This is a genomic window from Mucilaginibacter sp. GW821-FHT07H05, from assembly GCF_059418485.1.
In genome coordinates, this window is record NZ_JBWKPY010000006.1 from 151,084 (window position 1) to 169,128 (window position 18,045).

The following is an 18,045-nucleotide window of genomic DNA, read 5'->3' on the forward strand; positions in this document are numbered from 1 at the left end:
GATGGAGTTTAAGAGAGTTGTCGTAACCGGGCTTGGTGCTCTTACTCCTATTGGTAATACCGTTTCGGAATACTGGAATAGTTTGATCAATGGAGTAAGTGGCGCAGCTTTGATTAAAAGTTTTGATACCACCAAATTCAAAACGCAGTTTGCCTGTGAAGTAAAAAACTTTGACGCGGATGCTTTTTTGGGCAGGAAAGACGCACGTAAACTGGACCCCTTTGTTCAGTACGCGCTTTATTCTACCGAAGAAGCGGTAAATGATTCGGGCGTGGATTTTTCCAAACTCGATACCAGCCGCATCGGGGTGATCTGGGGATCGGGCATTGGCGGTTTAAAAACGTTTTTGGATGAAGTTACCGCCTTTGCAAAAGGCGATGGCACCCCACGCTTTAACCCCTTCTTTATTCCTAAAATGATAGCGGATATCGCCCCGGGCCATATCTCTATTAAATACGGGCTGCGCGGGCCAAACTTCACTACCGTTTCGGCTTGCGCGTCATCAAACAATTCGCTGATTGATGCTTTCAATTATATTCGTTTAGGCAAAGCCAATATGTTTATCAGCGGCGGGTCTGAAGCGATTATTAACGAAGCCGGTATCGGTGGTTTTAATGCCATGCACGCCCTTTCAACCCGTAACGATGACCCTGCAACCGCATCGAGGCCGTTTGACCTTGACCGTGACGGCTTTGTAGCCGGCGAAGGCGCAGGTACCATTATACTGGAAGAACTGGAGCACGCTAAAGCGCGCGGCGCTAAAATTTATGCCGAAATGATGGGCGGCGGCATGAGTGCCGATGCCTACCACATGACAGCCCCGCACCCCGAAGGTTTAGGCGCTGCCCTGGTAATGAAAGCCGCGCTGGAAGATGCCGGAATGACATCGGCCGATATTGATTACGTAAACGTACACGGTACATCAACCCCTATTGGTGACCCGCAGGAAGTAAAAGCCATTACCGAAGCGTATGGTGATGATATTTACCGGATAAACATCAGCTCAACCAAATCAATGACGGGCCACCTGTTAGGTGCTGCCGGCGCGGTTGAGGCTATTGCAGCTATTATGGCTGTTAAGCACGATATTATCCCGCCAACTATCAATCACTTTACCGATGATCCGGCTTTTGATCCTAAAATAAATTTTACCTTTAACCAATCTCAAAAAAGGATTGTAAGGGCGGCACAGAGCAATGGATTTGGGTTTGGCGGGCACAATGCTTCCGTTATTTTCAAAAAGTACGAAGATTAAAGCCTACAAATGCCAATAGCCGGTTTTTACAAGCTTTATTTGTCCCCTGAAAGGAAATATGTTAAAAAATTAAAGAATTTGCTCGGTTTTATACCGGGCAATTTGTCTTTATACCGTATGGCATTCCGCCATAAATCTATAGCCACCAACGTAAAAAAAGGGGTAAAGAACAGTAACGAGCGCCTAGAGTTTTTGGGCGATGCCGTATTAGGCAGCGTTGTGGCCGAAGTGCTGTTTAAGCTATACCCCTATAAAGACGAGGGCTTCCTGACCGAATTACGTTCAAAAATTGTAAGCCGGGTTAACCTGAACCAGCTGGCCCGCAAGCTGGGTTTTGAGCAATTGGTAGAGTATGATAACCGCATGGTAAGCAATACCCGCCAGGGCTCGCTTTTGGGCGATGCCTTTGAGGCGCTCATCGGCGCGGTGTACCTGGATCAGGGGTATGATTTTACAAAAAATTTCCTGATCAACCATATCATCAAATCGCATATTGATATCCATACGCTGGAGCAAACCGAAACTAACTTTAAAAGCAAACTGATTGAGTGGTGCCAGCGCCATGGTAAGGATATCAGCTTTGATTTGGTAGAGAACCAGGAGGGCGAAAGCGCCAAGCTATTCAGCGTACACGCGGTTATTGATGGCGAGGTGATGGGCCTGGGCAAAGAGTTCAGCAAAAAGAACGCGGAAAAACTATCGGCCGAGAAGGCTTGCGAAGCATTGGGGATTTAGCCCCCCGGCCCCCTGAAGGGGGAGTAGTGCGAAATTCGGAGTTTCAATTGCGAAATTTCCTTAAAGGAAGCAATGAAAAGCCATGATTTCCGTTTTGAAGCAGGTAGCTAAAACATAAACTTTATTAAAAAAGGTTTTTTGCTTTTATTTGTTGTACGATGTTAAAAACAGTATCCAAATTACTTTTTGTTGCCTGCTTATACTTCACTATCCCTGCCGCTGCCCAAAAAACCGACAGCCTGAAACGGGCCGACAGCTTAAAGATTGATACTAACCTGCTGAACCGGTACCGCATTGAACCGCGCCGCAACGGCATCCCTATCCGCGTAAAGCCTGCCATTATCCGCGAGGAGCAGCTGCCTGTATCCATGATGGATTATAAGATCAATTACTGGCGCAAATGGATCACTTTTGGCATTAACCTTAACCAATCGGCCTTTAGCAATAACTGGAGCGCGGGTGGTGTAAGCTCGCTGGCCATTGGCGGTAACTTTAACTATAAAACCGAGTATAATAAAGCGCCGTTTAACTATGTTGGCGAACTAAATGCGCTTTACGGCCGGGTAACCAATAAAGGGCAAATTGCCCGCAAAACCAACGACCGCCTGTTTTTTGATAATAAGGTAGCTACCCAACTTTCTAAAACGTGGTTCTTTTTCGGGTCGCTTACGTTCGAGTCGCAGTTTGATAAGGGCTACCAATATCCGGCTAATGCCGCGCCTATATTGATATCCAGCCTGATGTCGCCGGGTTACCTGACCGAATCGGTAGGTATTGAGTATAAGCCAAACAAGGTCTTCGATTTACGTATCGGCACGGGTACGGCCCGCCAAACCTTTGTGCTGGATACTACTATGTATCATCGCGTTTCAAATAATTATGGTGTAACGCCCGGCCGTACTTTTAAAAACGAACTGGCTTTCCAGGTGGTATCAACCTATGATAAGGACATTATGCAAAACATGCATTTCAGCGCGCGTTATGCTGGCTTTATCCCTTACGGCCGCGGTTTAACCAATATCGATCACCGTTTGGATGCGGTACTGATAGCCAAGGTGAATAAGCTGTTCAATGTAAATATTACCGGCACCGTATTGTTTGATCATGATACCTCTACCAAACCACAAGCTACCGAAGGTTTCGCGCTGGGGGTTATTTATAAATTCCCCTGATCGGTATAAAGCACCATTATCCTGAGTTTTCGGCGCGTTTTTTCAACCTTAAATCCAATATCATCAATAGATTTCAGGATGCCTTCCTTTGTCCGCATTTCTACATTGGTTTTAATATCGTACCGGCCATCAACCCCGGTTTCATCAATCACCGGCAGGTTGAATTCATTACTTAGGTATATGTTGCAAAAATCGTTGAGGGTAGCGCCCTGTCCGTCAAATCCCCGGCCGCTAAAGCCATAGGTAAGCGCTGTTAACTTAGATGCCGGGATGATTACCTTGCCCTCTTCCTTCAGCTTTAATACATAAACATCGGTATCGCGCATTTCCATCCGGGCTTTTACCGGCAGGGATTGCTGCAGTTTTTGTTGCATGATCAAAAGCAAACTATCCTTTTGGCTTGGCTTAACCAGCAGGTCGAAACAATAAAGCAGGCTTTTATTTTTGAAATCATCGTACTTTTTAGCATCGCCTTCAAACACTACCTGTTTCATTGATGTGATCTTATACGCGGCCTTATACAAGGTGAGCAGCCCAATATTATAGTAAGAAACCCTGCGACCGGCAAATATCCCCATAGTAGGTGCTTTACCCATTGCTTGCTGATCTTTCATATAACCTCGGATAGTAAAATTATTCTCCAGTAAGCTATCTACCCCAAAAGCATCCTTATCTGTACGGCTGAGGGCGTTCTGCACTTCACCATTCGATTTTACTTTTTCACCTTTCAGCAGCCGGTCTATCACCTTCGCGTTGATGGAATCTGTTTTTAAAAAGGCTACTATGCGGTGTTTGCTGTCTACCACTATGCTTTGCCCTACATAGGCCAGGTTAAGCATTTGGTAAAGCAGTTCGGTAGTATCGGTAGCCAACCAAATGCCCGATGGCTTTTTGGCCAGGTATTTTTGCAGGCGGGCTATAGGCTCGTTAGATAAACCGATAACCTGTACCTGTTGCTTGTATCTGGTCTGCAGTTTAGCCAGTTCGTCCATTTCGGGGATGCAGGGGCTGCACCAGGTGCCCCAAAAGTTAATGATGAATAGTTTTTTTGATGGATAACGGTTCAGGTTTACCTCTTTCATGGGCGCGTTGATCATCGGGGCGATGGTAAGGTCGGGGAAATGGTCGCCGGTTTTAAGAATGAAATTTTGGGCAGGGGCCTTGATCGCCAAAAGGATCAGGGCGGCTATCAATAGTTTTTTCATAACGTTGCGATATTGTTTTTTGATGATACAAAACTGCGCATCGTAAAAATAGGACTGTGTTATCGGCCGGGTTAATTTAGGTTATATTATGTTAACGGCAGGGCTTAAGCCGGTACAACCGTTTATATTTGATCGGGATGAAAAAAAGCACGCGCTACTTATTGGCCTTATGTATAACGGCAGTTGCCGGGGTATTTGCTTTGCAGGTGTATTGGATAATTAATTATTACCAGGTAAACAAAGCCACTTTCCAAAAAGAAGTGAACCTGGCTATGGAGGATGCCATAAAAAAGGAGTTTTCGGTACGTTGCGATACCATACAGGAACATTTAGCACGGTTGCTGATGGATACCTCGGAATATTACTTAGCCGTAAAGTACGATGAAAAGAAAAAGGCCAATGTATTTACGGTAGCCAACGCGCAAAACCGCAAAGAAGGCAACTCTTTCTCATCAGATAGTATTGATGTGCAAAAGGGAGAAAGCGATCGGGTTTTCAGGGAGAAGCTGGCCCGGTATTTTGCCTGGGATGTCCGCATCAGCGAATTAGAAGGACATTTTGTGTTGTATCACACCCAAAAAATGGGTGCTTTTGTATTAGGACAAACCAAGAAATATGATTTCGATACCGCCCGCCTTCGCCCGATTTTAAAACGCCTGCTGGCCGAACGTGATATTCATGTACCCTTTACCTTCTACCTGCGCACAAAAGACAGCACGGTTAACCGCAGCAAGTTCGACCCTAAGCTGCTGGCTATGCACCCGGTCATCAGCAAAGCATTTATCACTTACAAAAAAAGCCCTAACGACCATTATGTACGGGCTATGTTCAGCAACCCTTTCCCTTATATTGTTACACGGATGGGCTTGTTGTTTGCCGGATCGCTGCTGCTGATAGCCGGTGTGGCCTTTAGCCTGTTTTACCTGCTGCGGTCGCTATTCAGGGAAAAGAAAGTATCGGCTATTAAAAATGATTTCATCAGCAATATCACTCACGAGTTTAAAACGCCTATAGCCACGGTATCTGCCGCTATAGAAGCTTTAACCAGCTTTGATGTATTAGATGACCCTGAGAAAACCAAACGCTATCTCAGACATTCTAAAAACGAATTGGCCCGGCTCACCGCACTGGTAGATAAGGTGCTGAACATATCGTTGTACGAGAACCAGCAGTTCGATATTAAGCCCGAACAAATTAATGTAGATGAAACGATCAAAGCTATTTTAAACGAGTGTACCCTCACCAGTCAAAAGCAGATCAGCATCGGGTATGTTAACCACTCGGGTTTAAAAAGCATTTATGCCGATAAGCTTTACTTTCAGCATACCATGATCAATGTGATAGATAACGCCATTAAATATTCGGATAAGGAGATCGATATCCAGGTAGCATGCACCATGCGGCAGGGGTATTTGGTAATTGCGGTTAAAGATAACGGCACCGGCATTAAAGCCGATAATTTGCCGCATGTTTTCGAGAAGTTTTACCGGGTGCCATCCAGTCATCACCATATTAAAGGGCACGGCCTGGGGCTAAGTTATGTGAAGAGTATTATAGAAAAACACAGGGGCTGGTGCAAAATGGAAAGCGAATATGGCAAAGGCAGCACCCTATATTTAGCATGGCCGGTATGATAAAGCAACATGTTTTACTGGTAGAGGATGAGCTGGTACTGGCCGAGATCGTCCGCGAAAGCCTGCAAACGCGCGGGTTTGTAGTTACGCATACAGCATCCGCTAAAGAAGCCATGGTTTTATATGCAAAGCAACCGTATGATATCATCATCCTGGATGTAATGCTGCCCGACGGCGATGGGTTTGCTATTGCCAAACAGATCAGAAACACGGATGTGGATACGCCTGTTATTTTCCTTACCTCGCGCTCGCTGCCTAAGGATGTGGTAGAGGGCTTTGAAAGCGGGGGGAACGATTACCTGAAAAAACCTTTTAGTTTGGAAGAGCTGATCATCCGCATGAAAGCGCTGATGAGTAAAAACCGGTTGGCTATCAGCGTGAATACCGGCACAAAAAATACCCGCCTGGGCGATTATACCTTTCAATATCCCAAAGGTATATTAAGTTTTGCGGGCAGCCACCGGGTATTAACCACCCGTGAGTGCGAAATATTGCAAATGCTGATTGTTAACCGTAACCAAATACTCAGCCGCCAGGTACTTTTAATGACCTTCTGGGATAATGACGATTACTTTAGCGGCCGCAGCCTGGATGTGTTTATTACCAAGCTGCGCAGGTACTTAAAGAATGACCCATCGGTAAGTATCCTTAATATCCGCGGGCAGGGGTATAAGTTGATTTGTGAAGTGCAGGAATAGTCTGAGCCATGATGAAAGCACAACTTGTCATTGCGAATTATCAAATCCAGCTGCTACGTTAAGGGTATGGATGACGTTAAAACCGCCATGTCATTTCGATAGAGCAAGGGCCGGGATTGCGGGGAGGGCGAAAGAGAAATCTTATACGCGCGATAGGTAAATCGTATAAGATTTCTCCTCACCCCAACCCATTGCCTCCGCAGGTTCGTTCGAAATGACATGGTGTTTAAAACAGATGCGGCATGGGTAAGAGAGGAGCGACGTGGCAATCCCGTAGTTGGTTTGCATGCGACGAGATTGCCACGCTATCGCTCGCAATGACAAGTTTTTATCAGGCCTTCTTCTTTTTCAAATTCTGATAATCGATATAATAAAGGATCTTAATAGAGTAGTTATTGTTTTTAGGCTGGCTAAAGGTATTATCAAAATTGTTAAAATAGCCGTACTTAGCAATGTTGGTATTGGTAAGCGCCGAGCTTTTCCAGGCCAGGCTTAGGATGCTGCCGGGGGCAAACTGCCACTCGTATATCATATCAATATTCCATACGTTGTAATTTTGATCTACAGCATGATCGAAATTGGTTGATGTAAGATGAGTTAAGCCGCCATCCTGATCAAGATCAAAAAACTCCTTATTGTTTAGTTTAGACCAATAGTGCCGCAACCTGAACGACAAACCAGCCACATTGTTGAACGTGTATTTCACGTTAAAAATATTCTCGACCGTTTGCATGTCCCTGCGGGCAAAAATGGGGTTGTTGCTCACCGTATCCATGGTACTGAAACCAACATAATTGCTGCGGGGCGTATAGGAGATATCGCCACCTATACCAAATTTGTTGGTGATGCGCAGGTTGTAACCCGCTTCGGCATCGTAACCCTTGCCGGCAAATTTATTACGTTTTCTCAATGCCACAAATATGTAGCCGTTAAGCCGGGTAGATCGGCTGCTGTTAATATTGAAGTTAAGATTATTTTCTTCGGGCCGGCGAAACACGCGGCCTGCTACCCGCGGTTCGTAAAAATCATTACTCTCACGGTTGTTGTTCAGGTTCAAATTGCCTTGCCAGTTGTTTTTAAAGCGAAAGAAGCTGCCCAAATTCAACTCCAGCTTTTGATAGGCCGCCGGCTTGTACCTGCGCGAATAATAAATGTTTGAGTAAATGCCCCAATTGGTAAACAGATTGCCTTTGGGTTTATAGTTGGCGTATTGCAGGTTGATGTTATGATCGAAATAGTTGTTGTTGAATAATATGCCCAGATCGTTAGAGTTGTAGTTATCGTTCACCAAATCCTGCGTAACCGAGGCGGTAAAGTTACCCTGGGTTTTCCCGGCCGAAACCTCGTAACTGTAGCCGGTAGTGGTATGGTCGGCGTAAAACAGATTACTCATCAGGCCATAACCGCTTAGTGCGTACGAGTTGGCTTTGTTCTTCAGGTTAAACACCAGGCCGCCTACGTCCGAATTATAATCCTTACCGAAGCGCGTGACATTAGTATTGATGAGGGTAACTGCCGAATTATTTTTCAGGTTTTGATCAAGCACCAAAATATTGTAATTGGTTAACGGCGATGTTTCCACCTCCCGGCGGTTGCCATTTGCATCTTCAATCACTGCATCGGCCGAATTGGTGATGGCGTTAAAAAAGCCGATACCCAGCCCGTTTGATAAGCGTCCGGATATTTTGGTAGCATTTAACAGACGCGTTTCGGACGGGTTGCTGATCACCTCTTCGCCGGGTTTAAGGCCATCATAAGCCCTGCCATAATCAATAGGCGACCCGCCGATCCGCCGGCTGTAAAACAGGTTGCCTTTATTAAAAAGCTCGGTGCCCTCGGTAAAAAAGGGCCGGTTCTCGGAGTATTTTACTTCAAACGGGGTCAGGTTTAAAACCTTATTGTCTGATTGTACCTGTCCAAAATCGGGGATCAGGGTAACATCCAGCGTAAAGCTTTGGTTAATGCCGTATTTTACGTCCATACCGCCATTTACCGATCCGCTGGTATTTTTTACACCCGGTGTATTATACGGGTAATGGTTTAAATAGGTAGAAAAGTAAGGGTAAAAAGCCAAACGCAGCGGAGGCGTAATATCTTTTAAACCGGTTAGCTGGCCTTCCTGGTTCATCAGGCCGTTCTTTTTAGGGTCAAGCTCGTTCCAAAACAGCTGCGCCTGGGTGCTCTGCCGCCTGCGTACCATATTCATGCCCCAGGTTTGTACATCCTTTTTACCAAAACGCAAAGCCGAATAAGGGATCTTAAACTCGGCTGTCCAGCCGTGGTCGTCCACTTTTACCTTACTTTCCCACACGCCGTTCCAGCTGTCGTCTTCGTTGCCGCCGTTGCTGTATTTGGCATCGTATTGTACGCCTGCTGCGGTAGTATAAAAGCCGGTACCGTTCAACCCGTCAAGATAGGTATCAAATATGATCCCGATGAAATCGTCGTTGGCAATCTGGTCGCGGGTGGTTAGTTCGCGCGCTACTTTATCGGCCGATGTTTCATACATACGGGCCGATACATAAATGGCGGTATTATCGTAAACCACCTTTATTTCGGTACGTTCCTCGGGTTTTTCGCGGCGGCCGGCTACGGGGTTATTTTCAATAAAATCGGTAGCGATGGGCGCGGTTTTCCAGATCTCGTCGTCGAGGATACCGTCAATTTTAGGTGGGGTGCTCACCTTAATGGCTTCCAGTTTTTTAACCGGTGGTTGTGAAAAGGCAGGTATTGCCAGGCAGAAGAAAAAAAAGCTTAATAAAACTTTCATTACAGATAATAATAGTAGTTGGTGATAAGACTACTAAAGTACCCTAATCGTTACAAAGATTTTGTTAAGCGATAGTTAAAAAGTGGTTAAAAGTGTTAAAACCGGGCTGATTGCCGGTTTTTCTATCCCGGAGAGAGAGACAGCTTTCCCGCTACCGGATAAAATCCCGGTAGCGGTTTTATAGCTGACGATATTTTTAATTGATACTGAGCAGATCGACCCTGAATACCAGTACCGAATTTGCCGGTATAGCGCCGGTTGCCGTATTACCATAACCCAGGGCCGAAGGAATATACAGGTTAATTGTGCCGCCGGTTTGCACATGCGGTACACCAATTGTCCAGCCGCGTATTACACTGCCTAATGATGTTTTGAAACCAGTGCCGGCATCAAACTGGGTACCGTTTAACAGTTTGCCCACATAGTTTACCGTAACGGTTGAACCCGAAGTTGGGTATGTGCCTGTGCCCGGGGTAGTAACCTGGTAATACAAACCCGATACATCTTTTACCGCGGTAATATTATTGGCTTTCAGGTAGGCCTGTATAGCGGCATCATCTGTCGCGGCCTGCGCTGTGGCATCAAAATCATCATCTTTTTTACATGCTGAAAGGCCTGCAACCAGCACAAATAATATTAAAAAGTACTTTTTCATCAATCTATTAACTCTGTTTTAAGGTGAAAATTATAAGCTTGTTTATATTTAACTATTCACTAATCAACCAATCACTGATTAACTAAACAGTCGTCTTTATTTTTAATTCATTCATTTGCGCATCGGCAATGGTGGATGGCGAATCGATCATGACATCGCGGCCCGAGTTGTTTTTAGGGAAGGCGATAACATCGCGGATAGAATCCAGTCCGGCAAAAATAGAACTTAGCCTATCAAACCCGAAAGCGATACCACCATGCGGAGGCGCGCCAAATTCAAAAGCATCCATTAAAAAGCCAAATTGCTTTTGCGCTTCTTCGGGCGAAAAGCCCAGGTGCTTAAACATCAGCGATTGCAATTTTTTATCGTGGATACGGATAGATCCACCGCCAATTTCGGTACCGTTGATCACCAGATCGTAAGCATTGGCGCGTACAGCCCCGGGATTGGTATCCAGCAGGGCAATATCCTCGGGTTTAGGCGAAGTGAAGGGGTGGTGCATCGCATGGTAACGGCTGGTTTCCTCGTCCCACTCCAACAGCGGGAAATCAACCACCCACAGCGGGGCGAATTTGTTTTTATCGCGTAAGCCTAAACGGCCGCCAATCTCCAGGCGTAGCTCGTTCATTTGCTTGCGTACTTTATCGGTTTGGCCCGCTAATATTAATATCAGGTCGCCCGGTTCGGCGTTAAAGGCGGCGGCCCAGTTGGTCAGGTCGTCTTCGCCGTAAAATTTATCTACGGACGATTTAAGCGTACCATCTGCCTGGTAGCGGCAGTATATCAGGCCTGTAGCGCCAATTTGCGGGCGTTTCAGCCAGTCGGTCAGTTCATCTAATTGCTTGCGGGTGTATTCGGCGCAGCCTTTGGCGTTAATGCCAATTACCAGCTCCGCGTTATCAAACACGCCGAAGTTTTTGCCTTTCACCAAATCGTTCATCTCCACAAACTCCATCCCAAAGCGCAGATCGGGTTTGTCCGAACCATACAAACGCATGGCATCGGCATAATCCATCCGCGGGAAATCATTCAGTTCAATACCCTTTACATGGTTAAACAGGTGGCGGGTCATGCCTTCAAACACATTCAGGATATCCTCTTGTGTAATAAACGACATTTCGCAGTCAATCTGGGTAAACTCCGGTTGCCTGTCGGCGCGCAGATCCTCATCACGGAAACATTTAACGATCTGGAAATACCGGTCGAAACCACTCACCATCAGCAATTGCTTAAAGGTTTGCGGCGATTGCGGCAGGGCGTAAAACTCACCGGGGTTCATACGGCTGGGCACCACAAAATCGCGGGCGCCTTCGGGTGTCGATTTGATCAGCACCGGGGTTTCCACCTCAATAAAGTCCAAATCGCTCAGGTAACGGCGTACTTCCTGGGCCAGTTTATGGCGCATCACCAGGTTATTACGTATCGGGTTGCGGCGCAGGTCCAGGTAGCGGTATTTAGCCCGCAGTTCCTCGCCGCCATCAGTTTCGTCTTCAATTAAAAACGGCGGGATCTTCGATTCGTTCAATATCTCGATAGCTTCAACGCTGATCTCGATATCGCCGGTAGCCATTTTCGCATTTTTGCTGGTACGTTCCAACACCGTGCCTGTTACTTTGATCACGTACTCGCGGGTTAAGCCGCGGGCCGTTTCGCGCAGGGTAGCATCGGTATCGCTGTGCAAAACCAGTTGGGTTAAACCATAGCGGTCGCGCATATCAATAAAAGTGGTACCGCCCAGATCGCGCGATTTTTGCACCCATCCGCATAAGGTAACGGTTTGGCCTAAGTTGCTGATATTTAATTCGCCGCAAGTATGTGTACGTAGCATAGCTTATTGTTGTAAAAGCGCAAAAGTACGTTTTTGAGCCGAAAGCTGAAAGGTGATTACACTAAAAGGTAAAACCTGATAAAATACCTGCCTGCTACTTCGACGTAATGATATATACCGGCTTGGTATCATCGCCCATGCCGCGCTTATTATAGGCAATGGTGATGCTGTAAAAACCGCTTTTATCTAACATCCTTAAATATTTGGCCGAAATTAATTTGGCCTGCTGCCCTTCCTTCCGGTAAACGATCTGGTATTGCTTGTTTTCTTTTGTGGCTAACAGGTGAGCCAGCGAATCCACACTTTTTTTATCGTTAAAAACAATGGTACGCTTACTGTCAAAATTCTGATCGTTATTATAAAGCACATAGGTAACGGTATCGCTTATTGAGGATCCGGAACGTACCTGGGCCTGCGTTTTAAAATTCAACAAGCCAAATATAATGGTTAGTATCAGCAGTGTTCTTTTTTGCCCAATTGGGATTAAATGAAATGTTTTCATATCGGTTTTATTAGGTTAATGTATTTTAGATAACCGTTAAACGCGGTTTATGTTGTGATTTTATCTCTGTACCCTCTGTTAATTTTAACTCAGTACGCTCTATGGTTAACAGAAAACTAATCGCCCAAAAGTGCCATTCGCATATTTAACATCTTAATTTTTAATACCTTTAGTGCAACAAAAACTGATCAAACATGAAAAAGACCTGTATTCAATTATTCGCCGTGGTGTTATTATTTGCCGCAACCAGCAGCTTTGCACAGCTAACCCCGGCGCCGAGTTCAACCCAAATTATTACGCAAAACTTTGGTTTGGGTAAAATCACATTAACGTATGCCCGCCCCAATGTTAAAGGCCGGAAAATTTTTGGAGGGATGGAGCCCTACAACGTAGTTTGGCGCACGGGTGCTAATAGCGCCACCGTAATAAAATTTACCAACGAGGTAATTATTGATGGCAAAAAAGTGCCTGCCGGCGAGTATGGCTTATTCAGTATCCCCGGCACCGAAGAGTGGACCATTATATTAAACAAAACCGCTAAGCAATGGGGCGCTTATACTTATAAGGAGGCCGACGACTTTTTACGCTTTAAAGTAAAAACGGATAAGCTGAAAGACCTGACCGAAACCATGACCCTGAATTTTATAAACGTAAGCCCAACCACCTGCGATTTGCAGATGAAATGGGAACATTCGGGTTTTGCCTTCCATATTGTTGCCGATATTGACGCTACGGTAATGGCCCGGATAGATTCGGCCATGGCAACTGCTAAAAAGCCGTATTTTGAAGCGGTTATGTATTACTACAGCAACAATAAAGACCTGGATAAGGCATTAACATGGGTAACTGAACTTGAAAAAGCACCAGGCTTCCCGCCCTATCTGGTAAAACTTTGGAAAGCCCGTGTATTGTTAAAGAAAGGTGATAAAGCCGGCGCTATTACCGCTGCCCAGGCCGGTGTTGATGCCGCCACCACCGGTAAAAACGATGAATATCTGCGCTTGAATAAGGAAGTGATTGCGCTGGCGAAGAAGTAAGCATATAACCTAATTGTCATTGCGAGGAGCGATAGCGACGTGGCAATCCCATAGGCAGGTCCTACTTGCTTGTCCTATGGGATTGCCACGCTATCGCTCGCAATGACAAATTATTATATTAAACAAGGAAGGAGGCATTCGCCTCCTTCCTTGTTTTTACTTAACAGCAACATCCCACACTTTTGATCGCCGCGATTTGCCGGCCGGGCCTTCAATATCAAGGATCACCACGTATTTACCGGCGTTTTTATATTGATGGTAGGGGTATTGCTCCGTAGATGAGGTGCCATCCCCAAAGTCCCACTTCCAGGAGGTTACCTTCCCCTGCGATTCATCGATAAAGGCCACCACCCTGCGGCTCATATCCACTACTTTGAACGACCAGTCGGCCTCGATCGGTTTTTTATAGCGGTCATCCAGCGGCATCAGTTTAAAGGGCAGCAGATAATCGGCATTGCCATACATTTTGTGCTGGCGCGATAGGTTCCAAAAGCCCTGCTTGCTTTTATCGTTCACATCATCATAATCCAGCACGGCCCAGCTCATGCTGATGATCTTGTTATCGTACAGGTTAGATTGCACTGCCCGCACCGGGCCTTCTGTGCCCGCATAATCAAAAGGGGTAATAAAAAACTCCAGGATCAGTTTGCCGCTTTCGCCGGGTTTAAATTTGTAATTATAAGCGGCATTGGCATAAGGTAATTTTTTTATCCAGGGCTGGCTGCCCCATACCAGTGTCCAGTCTTTACCCACGGCAGGGGTAAAGATGTGATAGTTTTGAGCGTGCACACCATGAAAGGCAAAGTAGGCATCCCACTTTTCCATGTCCTTATTGGGGTGCATATCATCAATAAATGTCCCGCCCGATCGGTCGGCATCTACCACAACCTCAAAAATATCGTTATGCAGGTCGGGCAGCGAAAAGTCCCAGTAGTTATCATAGGCCTCGTACAAAAAATACAGGCGGTTCTCGCCTTTCACCCAGCCCACTTTTACTTTTACATCCAGGTTTTTAGGATCGGCCTTCAGGAAATGTTTGTTATCATCCCTTAGCTGATCTATCCCCACGGTAAAGCTATCGGGCACCATGGACCAATCATCGGTATTGCCATCAATACGCGGGATCTTATCTGCCGGGAACTGGAAGATCTTAAAGCTGCGTTTATCTTTTTCGGGTTCCTGGGCATGCAGGGTTAACGCAAAGGGCAATAGCAGGGCAACAATGCAGATGAGTTTTTTATTCATGATAACCGGGTATTAAACTTTAAGCTCAAAGTACCGCTATATTTTAAATAAATGCACGAAATTTTTATAAAGCGGCCAGCTATCAGGATGGTGTGTCCGCCAGGTCTTCTTCCAATCGCCAGTTATAATAACCGTTGATAATATAGGCGTCTTTCCCTTTATACCTTAGTTTGGTAACCTGTTTATCTGCTTTAAAAATGGATATATACGGGTTTACCACTTGTGTGATTTTTGTTTGGGCCTGCTCAAACTTCAATTCTGCCGATTCTTTTTTAAACCAGAAAGGGCCGCCAAACGCAGCGGTTTTCATATAAATATAGCCGTCTGTCACGCTAACTTCAACTGCCGACTTATTGATAAAATTACCTTTGCCTGCAATTAGTTTATACTGGACAAAACCTAATAACAGCACTATGCCCACCTCCCAGTAAATAAAGGTTTGTATATCGTTAGCGTATTTGTTATATAAAAACGCGGTATAAACCAGCAATACTATATCGCAAAAATAGCAATCGCGCTTTAGTCGCCGTACTGCCCGGATAACGCTGTATAACATTTGTGGATCGGCTTGGTAAATAGGGTTGTTGTCGGGTGAATTCAATGGGGGCTTGTTTTGTAACCAAATATAGTCAACAGAACTTAACTACTATTCAGGCAAAAAAAAAACGTGTAGAAACAAAAATTTGCATCTCTACACGAGTTTATTAAAAAAAATATTTTAAATTATATAGTGTTGCTATTTAGCAAATTCAATATATGCTTTTACTGTGGCCCCTCCCCGGCAAGATCTTTTTCTATCCGGAAAACCTCCTCTGCTTGTACTGCACTTCGCTGATCCGCCTGCATGCCCATATCTAACAAATTTCAGTTCTTTATGCGCAAATAATTGGTCTTTAGCCCATTTATTGAAGGCTTTGGTTATCTCTTTGTCTGGAGTACCGCCGGTACAACATCCCGATACACCACTCCATCTTGCGCTTACATCTGCTTCAATACGCAATATTTGCGAACTGGAAAGTGTGGTGAGATGAGTGTTGTCGGTTGTAATAACGGATGCTTTAATGTCTTGCGAGAACGCAGGTGCGGTAAAACATAGCGCACAAAAGAAAAGTAGTAGTCTCATAATATTAGGTTGGTTATGGTTAAAATTGTAATAAATGTAATAATAATATTATTAATAAAATATCATATGTTTTTTTACCACTCAGAGCCCAATACAGCGTTCTATCAGAATTGAAAAATACCTTTACCTTTGCACCCTGATGAGAAGGAAAACCCCCAATGAGGTATTTGAAGACGTAAGCATTATTGATATTGCCGAAGAAGGCCGTGGTATAGGCAAACCCGGCGATATGGTACTGTTTGTAGATAAAGCCGTGCCCGGCGATGTGGTTGATGTAGAACTTTACCGCAAAAAGAAAAAATTTGGTGAAGGGAAGATCATCGCGCTGAAACAGGCCTCACAACACCGTACCACCCCTTTTTGCGAACATTTTGGCACCTGCGGGGGCTGTAAATGGCAACATATGACCTACGCTGCCCAACTGCAATTTAAGCAGAAGGCCGTTTATGATGCTTTAACCCGCCTGGCTAAGATAGATGTGGGCGATATGCTGCCCATCGTACCATCGCCGCAGGACCGGTATTATCGTAATAAACTGGAATTTACCTTTTCGGATAAACGCTGGCTGTATGATGGCGAGAACCGCGAGGATGAGCAGTTGAATATGAATGCCCTGGGTTTCCATATTCCCGGCCGTTTTGATAAGATCCTGGACGTAAATCACTGCTACCTGCAGGCCGATCCATCAAACCAGTTGCGTAACAGTATTAATAGTTTTGCCAAACAGCATGGCATTAGTTATTATGGCATAAAAGCGCATACGGGCGCTTTACGTAACCTGATTATCCGCACATCAACCACGGGCGAACTGATGGTAATCGTTGTTTTCGCTTTCGCGACGGAGGAGGAAGTAAACCTGCTGATGAACTTTATAGACAAGGATTTCCCGCAGATCACCTCATTACTATATATCCTGAACGAGAAAAAGAACGATACCATATTTGACCAGGAGGTACTGGTTTGGCGCGGCCCGGAATATATTCACGAGGAAATGAACGGCATAAAATTCCGCATCGGGCCGAAATCGTTTTATCAAACTAATTCGGTACAGGCCCTGCGCTTATACGAGATAGCCCGCGATTTTGCCGGGTTTAAAGGCGACGAATTGGTTTACGATTTATATACCGGCGCGGGCACCATTGCCAATTTTGTGGCCGGCAACGTGCGCGAGGTGGTTGGGGTGGAGTATGTGCCATCGGCTATTGAGGATGCTAAGATCAACTCGGCTATTAACAACATCGGCAATACCAAGTTTTATGCCGGCGATATGAAGGAGGTATTGAACGCCGGATTTGTAGCCGAACATGGCAAACCGGATGTGATTATTACCGACCCGCCGCGGGCAGGCATGCACGCTGATGTAGTGGACCGGCTGATGGAAATAGAAGCGCAAAAAATAGTGTACGTAAGCTGCAACGCCGCCACACAGGCCAGGGATTTGCTGGTATTGAAAGAGAAATATAAGGTTACTAAAATACAACCGGTAGATATGTTCCCGCATACACAGCATGTGGAGAATGTGGTGCTGCTGGAGTTGAGGGACAGTGATCAGAGATTAGTTAATTAGAGATTAGGAAAAGGGTGTCATCCTGAGCACGTCGAAGGATGGCGCGAGGGGCATTGCCGACAAATGGTTCGACAAGCTCACCATGACAAAAGAAAGAGAATAAAAAATGGATCCGGAAGAATTATTATACGACCAGAACGGGCCGAAAAAGGAAAGTCCGCTGAAGAGCCTGGAGATAGATTTGCGCTTGTACAGCGAATCGCTGCGCGAGATAGCGGTAGAGATTATGGTGGAAGGCATTTCCCGCCACCCCATATTTGTGGCCCACCAGCACGAGGTAAGCCTGGGCGAACCCGTAATGGAAAAAGAAGACCTGAACACCGACTGGAACATTAACGCCAGTACACTGGACGAGTTTATGGAGCGCGGCATCATTAAAAAAGAACTAAAGCAACGCTTTTTAGATACCTATAAAGATCCGCACGATTTTATGTGCGTGTTTGTGATTGTACCCGAGGGGGCTAATTTTATATTCTTCCCGTATTCGGAGGAGTAATAACCGGTTAATGGTAAAAAATGGGCTTTGGTTTTAATATTTTTGTGGCTTTTATCATTTTCCCAATAACCATTATAATGGTTATTGTGTGGTTGTTTAACCGGTCTAAGCTATTACTTAAAA

Annotated in this window: 16 protein-coding genes; 8 read left to right on the plus strand and 8 right to left on the minus strand. The window is 45.3% G+C overall.

The window, feature by feature from the left end:
- Window position 1 precedes the first annotated feature (1 nt).
- From fabF to AC07M6_RS17120, 3 genes are all read left to right on the plus strand, one after another.
- Entirely contained in the window at window positions 2-1,255 is a 1,254-nt protein-coding gene (fabF, locus tag AC07M6_RS17110) for a beta-ketoacyl-ACP synthase II (RefSeq protein ID WP_494891487.1), read from the plus strand.
- 9 nt (window positions 1,256-1,264) lie between these two features.
- Window positions 1,265-1,990, plus strand: coding sequence for a ribonuclease III (gene rnc, locus AC07M6_RS17115; protein ID WP_494891488.1), 726 nt, complete (start codon window positions 1,265-1,267; stop codon window positions 1,988-1,990).
- 158 nt (window positions 1,991-2,148) lie between these two features.
- Complete coding sequence (locus AC07M6_RS17120) at window positions 2,149-3,162, plus strand: DUF3078 domain-containing protein (RefSeq protein WP_494891490.1); 1,014 nt, start codon at window positions 2,149-2,151, stop codon at window positions 3,160-3,162.
- Here the strand turns inward: AC07M6_RS17120 and AC07M6_RS17125 are convergent.
- Window positions 3,147-4,367 carry a redoxin domain-containing protein gene (locus tag AC07M6_RS17125; protein WP_494891492.1) on the minus strand — a complete coding sequence of 407 codons (1,221 nt, stop codon included), beginning with the start codon at window positions 4,365-4,367 and terminating at the stop codon, window positions 3,147-3,149. The two genes, AC07M6_RS17120 and AC07M6_RS17125, sit on opposite strands and share 16 nt — an antisense overlap.
- 137 nt (window positions 4,368-4,504) lie before the next feature.
- Between AC07M6_RS17125 and AC07M6_RS17130 the strand changes: the two genes are divergently transcribed.
- Window positions 4,505-6,001 (plus strand): sensor histidine kinase, encoded by a 1,497-nt coding sequence (locus AC07M6_RS17130; protein ID WP_494891494.1) that lies wholly within the window; start codon window positions 4,505-4,507, stop codon window positions 5,999-6,001.
- Window positions 5,998-6,699: a response regulator transcription factor gene (locus AC07M6_RS17135; RefSeq protein WP_494891496.1), complete on the plus strand. Its 702-nt coding sequence runs from the start codon at window positions 5,998-6,000 to the stop codon at window positions 6,697-6,699. The genes AC07M6_RS17130 and AC07M6_RS17135 overlap by 4 nt, the downstream gene beginning before the upstream one ends.
- Before the next feature lie 331 nt (window positions 6,700-7,030).
- Here AC07M6_RS17135 and AC07M6_RS17140 read toward each other — a convergent pair whose 3' ends face one another.
- The 4 genes from AC07M6_RS17140 to AC07M6_RS17155 form a co-directional block, all read right to left on the minus strand.
- Entirely contained in the window at window positions 7,031-9,469 is a 2,439-nt protein-coding gene (locus tag AC07M6_RS17140; RefSeq protein WP_494891498.1) for a DUF5916 domain-containing protein, read from the minus strand.
- A gap of 196 nt (window positions 9,470-9,665) precedes the next feature.
- Window positions 9,666-10,124 (minus strand): FKBP-type peptidyl-prolyl cis-trans isomerase, encoded by a 459-nt coding sequence (locus AC07M6_RS17145; RefSeq protein ID WP_494891500.1) that lies wholly within the window; start codon window positions 10,122-10,124, stop codon window positions 9,666-9,668.
- An 82-nt stretch (window positions 10,125-10,206) separates the two neighbouring features.
- Window positions 10,207-11,952 (minus strand): aspartate--tRNA ligase, encoded by a 1,746-nt coding sequence (gene aspS, locus AC07M6_RS17150; RefSeq protein ID WP_494891502.1) that lies wholly within the window; start codon window positions 11,950-11,952, stop codon window positions 10,207-10,209.
- A 94-nt stretch (window positions 11,953-12,046) separates the two neighbouring features.
- Window positions 12,047-12,454: a hypothetical protein gene (locus AC07M6_RS17155; protein WP_494891504.1), complete on the minus strand. Its 408-nt coding sequence runs from the start codon at window positions 12,452-12,454 to the stop codon at window positions 12,047-12,049.
- A 194-nt stretch (window positions 12,455-12,648) separates the two neighbouring features.
- Between AC07M6_RS17155 and AC07M6_RS17160 the strand changes: the two genes are divergently transcribed.
- Window positions 12,649-13,491 (plus strand): DUF2911 domain-containing protein, encoded by an 843-nt coding sequence (locus tag AC07M6_RS17160; RefSeq protein WP_494891506.1) that lies wholly within the window; start codon window positions 12,649-12,651, stop codon window positions 13,489-13,491.
- Between the two features lie 156 nt (window positions 13,492-13,647).
- Here AC07M6_RS17160 and AC07M6_RS17165 read toward each other — a convergent pair whose 3' ends face one another.
- The 3 genes from AC07M6_RS17165 to AC07M6_RS17175 all read right to left on the minus strand — a co-directional run bounded on the left by AC07M6_RS17165 (window position 13,648) and on the right by AC07M6_RS17175 (window position 15,859).
- Complete coding sequence (locus AC07M6_RS17165) at window positions 13,648-14,736, minus strand: PKD domain-containing protein (protein ID WP_494891508.1); 1,089 nt, start codon at window positions 14,734-14,736, stop codon at window positions 13,648-13,650.
- 82 nt (window positions 14,737-14,818) lie between these two features.
- Window positions 14,819-15,292, minus strand: coding sequence for a hypothetical protein (locus AC07M6_RS17170; protein ID WP_494891510.1), 474 nt, complete (start codon window positions 15,290-15,292; stop codon window positions 14,819-14,821).
- A 180-nt stretch (window positions 15,293-15,472) separates the two neighbouring features.
- Window positions 15,473-15,859, minus strand: a complete 387-nt coding sequence (locus AC07M6_RS17175) for a hypothetical protein (RefSeq protein ID WP_494891512.1) — start codon at window positions 15,857-15,859, stop codon at window positions 15,473-15,475.
- Window positions 15,860-15,998: 139 nt separating this feature from the next.
- On the opposite strand from AC07M6_RS17175, the gene rlmD reads away from it, so the two are divergent.
- Both rlmD and AC07M6_RS17185 read left to right on the plus strand, forming a co-directional pair.
- On the plus strand, window positions 15,999-17,426 hold the full coding sequence (gene rlmD, locus AC07M6_RS17180; RefSeq protein ID WP_494891514.1) for a 23S rRNA (uracil(1939)-C(5))-methyltransferase RlmD: 1,428 nt from the start codon (window positions 15,999-16,001) through the stop codon (window positions 17,424-17,426).
- 106 nt (window positions 17,427-17,532) lie between these two features.
- On the plus strand, window positions 17,533-17,922 hold the full coding sequence (locus AC07M6_RS17185; protein WP_494891516.1) for a hypothetical protein: 390 nt from the start codon (window positions 17,533-17,535) through the stop codon (window positions 17,920-17,922).
- Window positions 17,923-18,045: the final 123 nt, after the last annotated feature.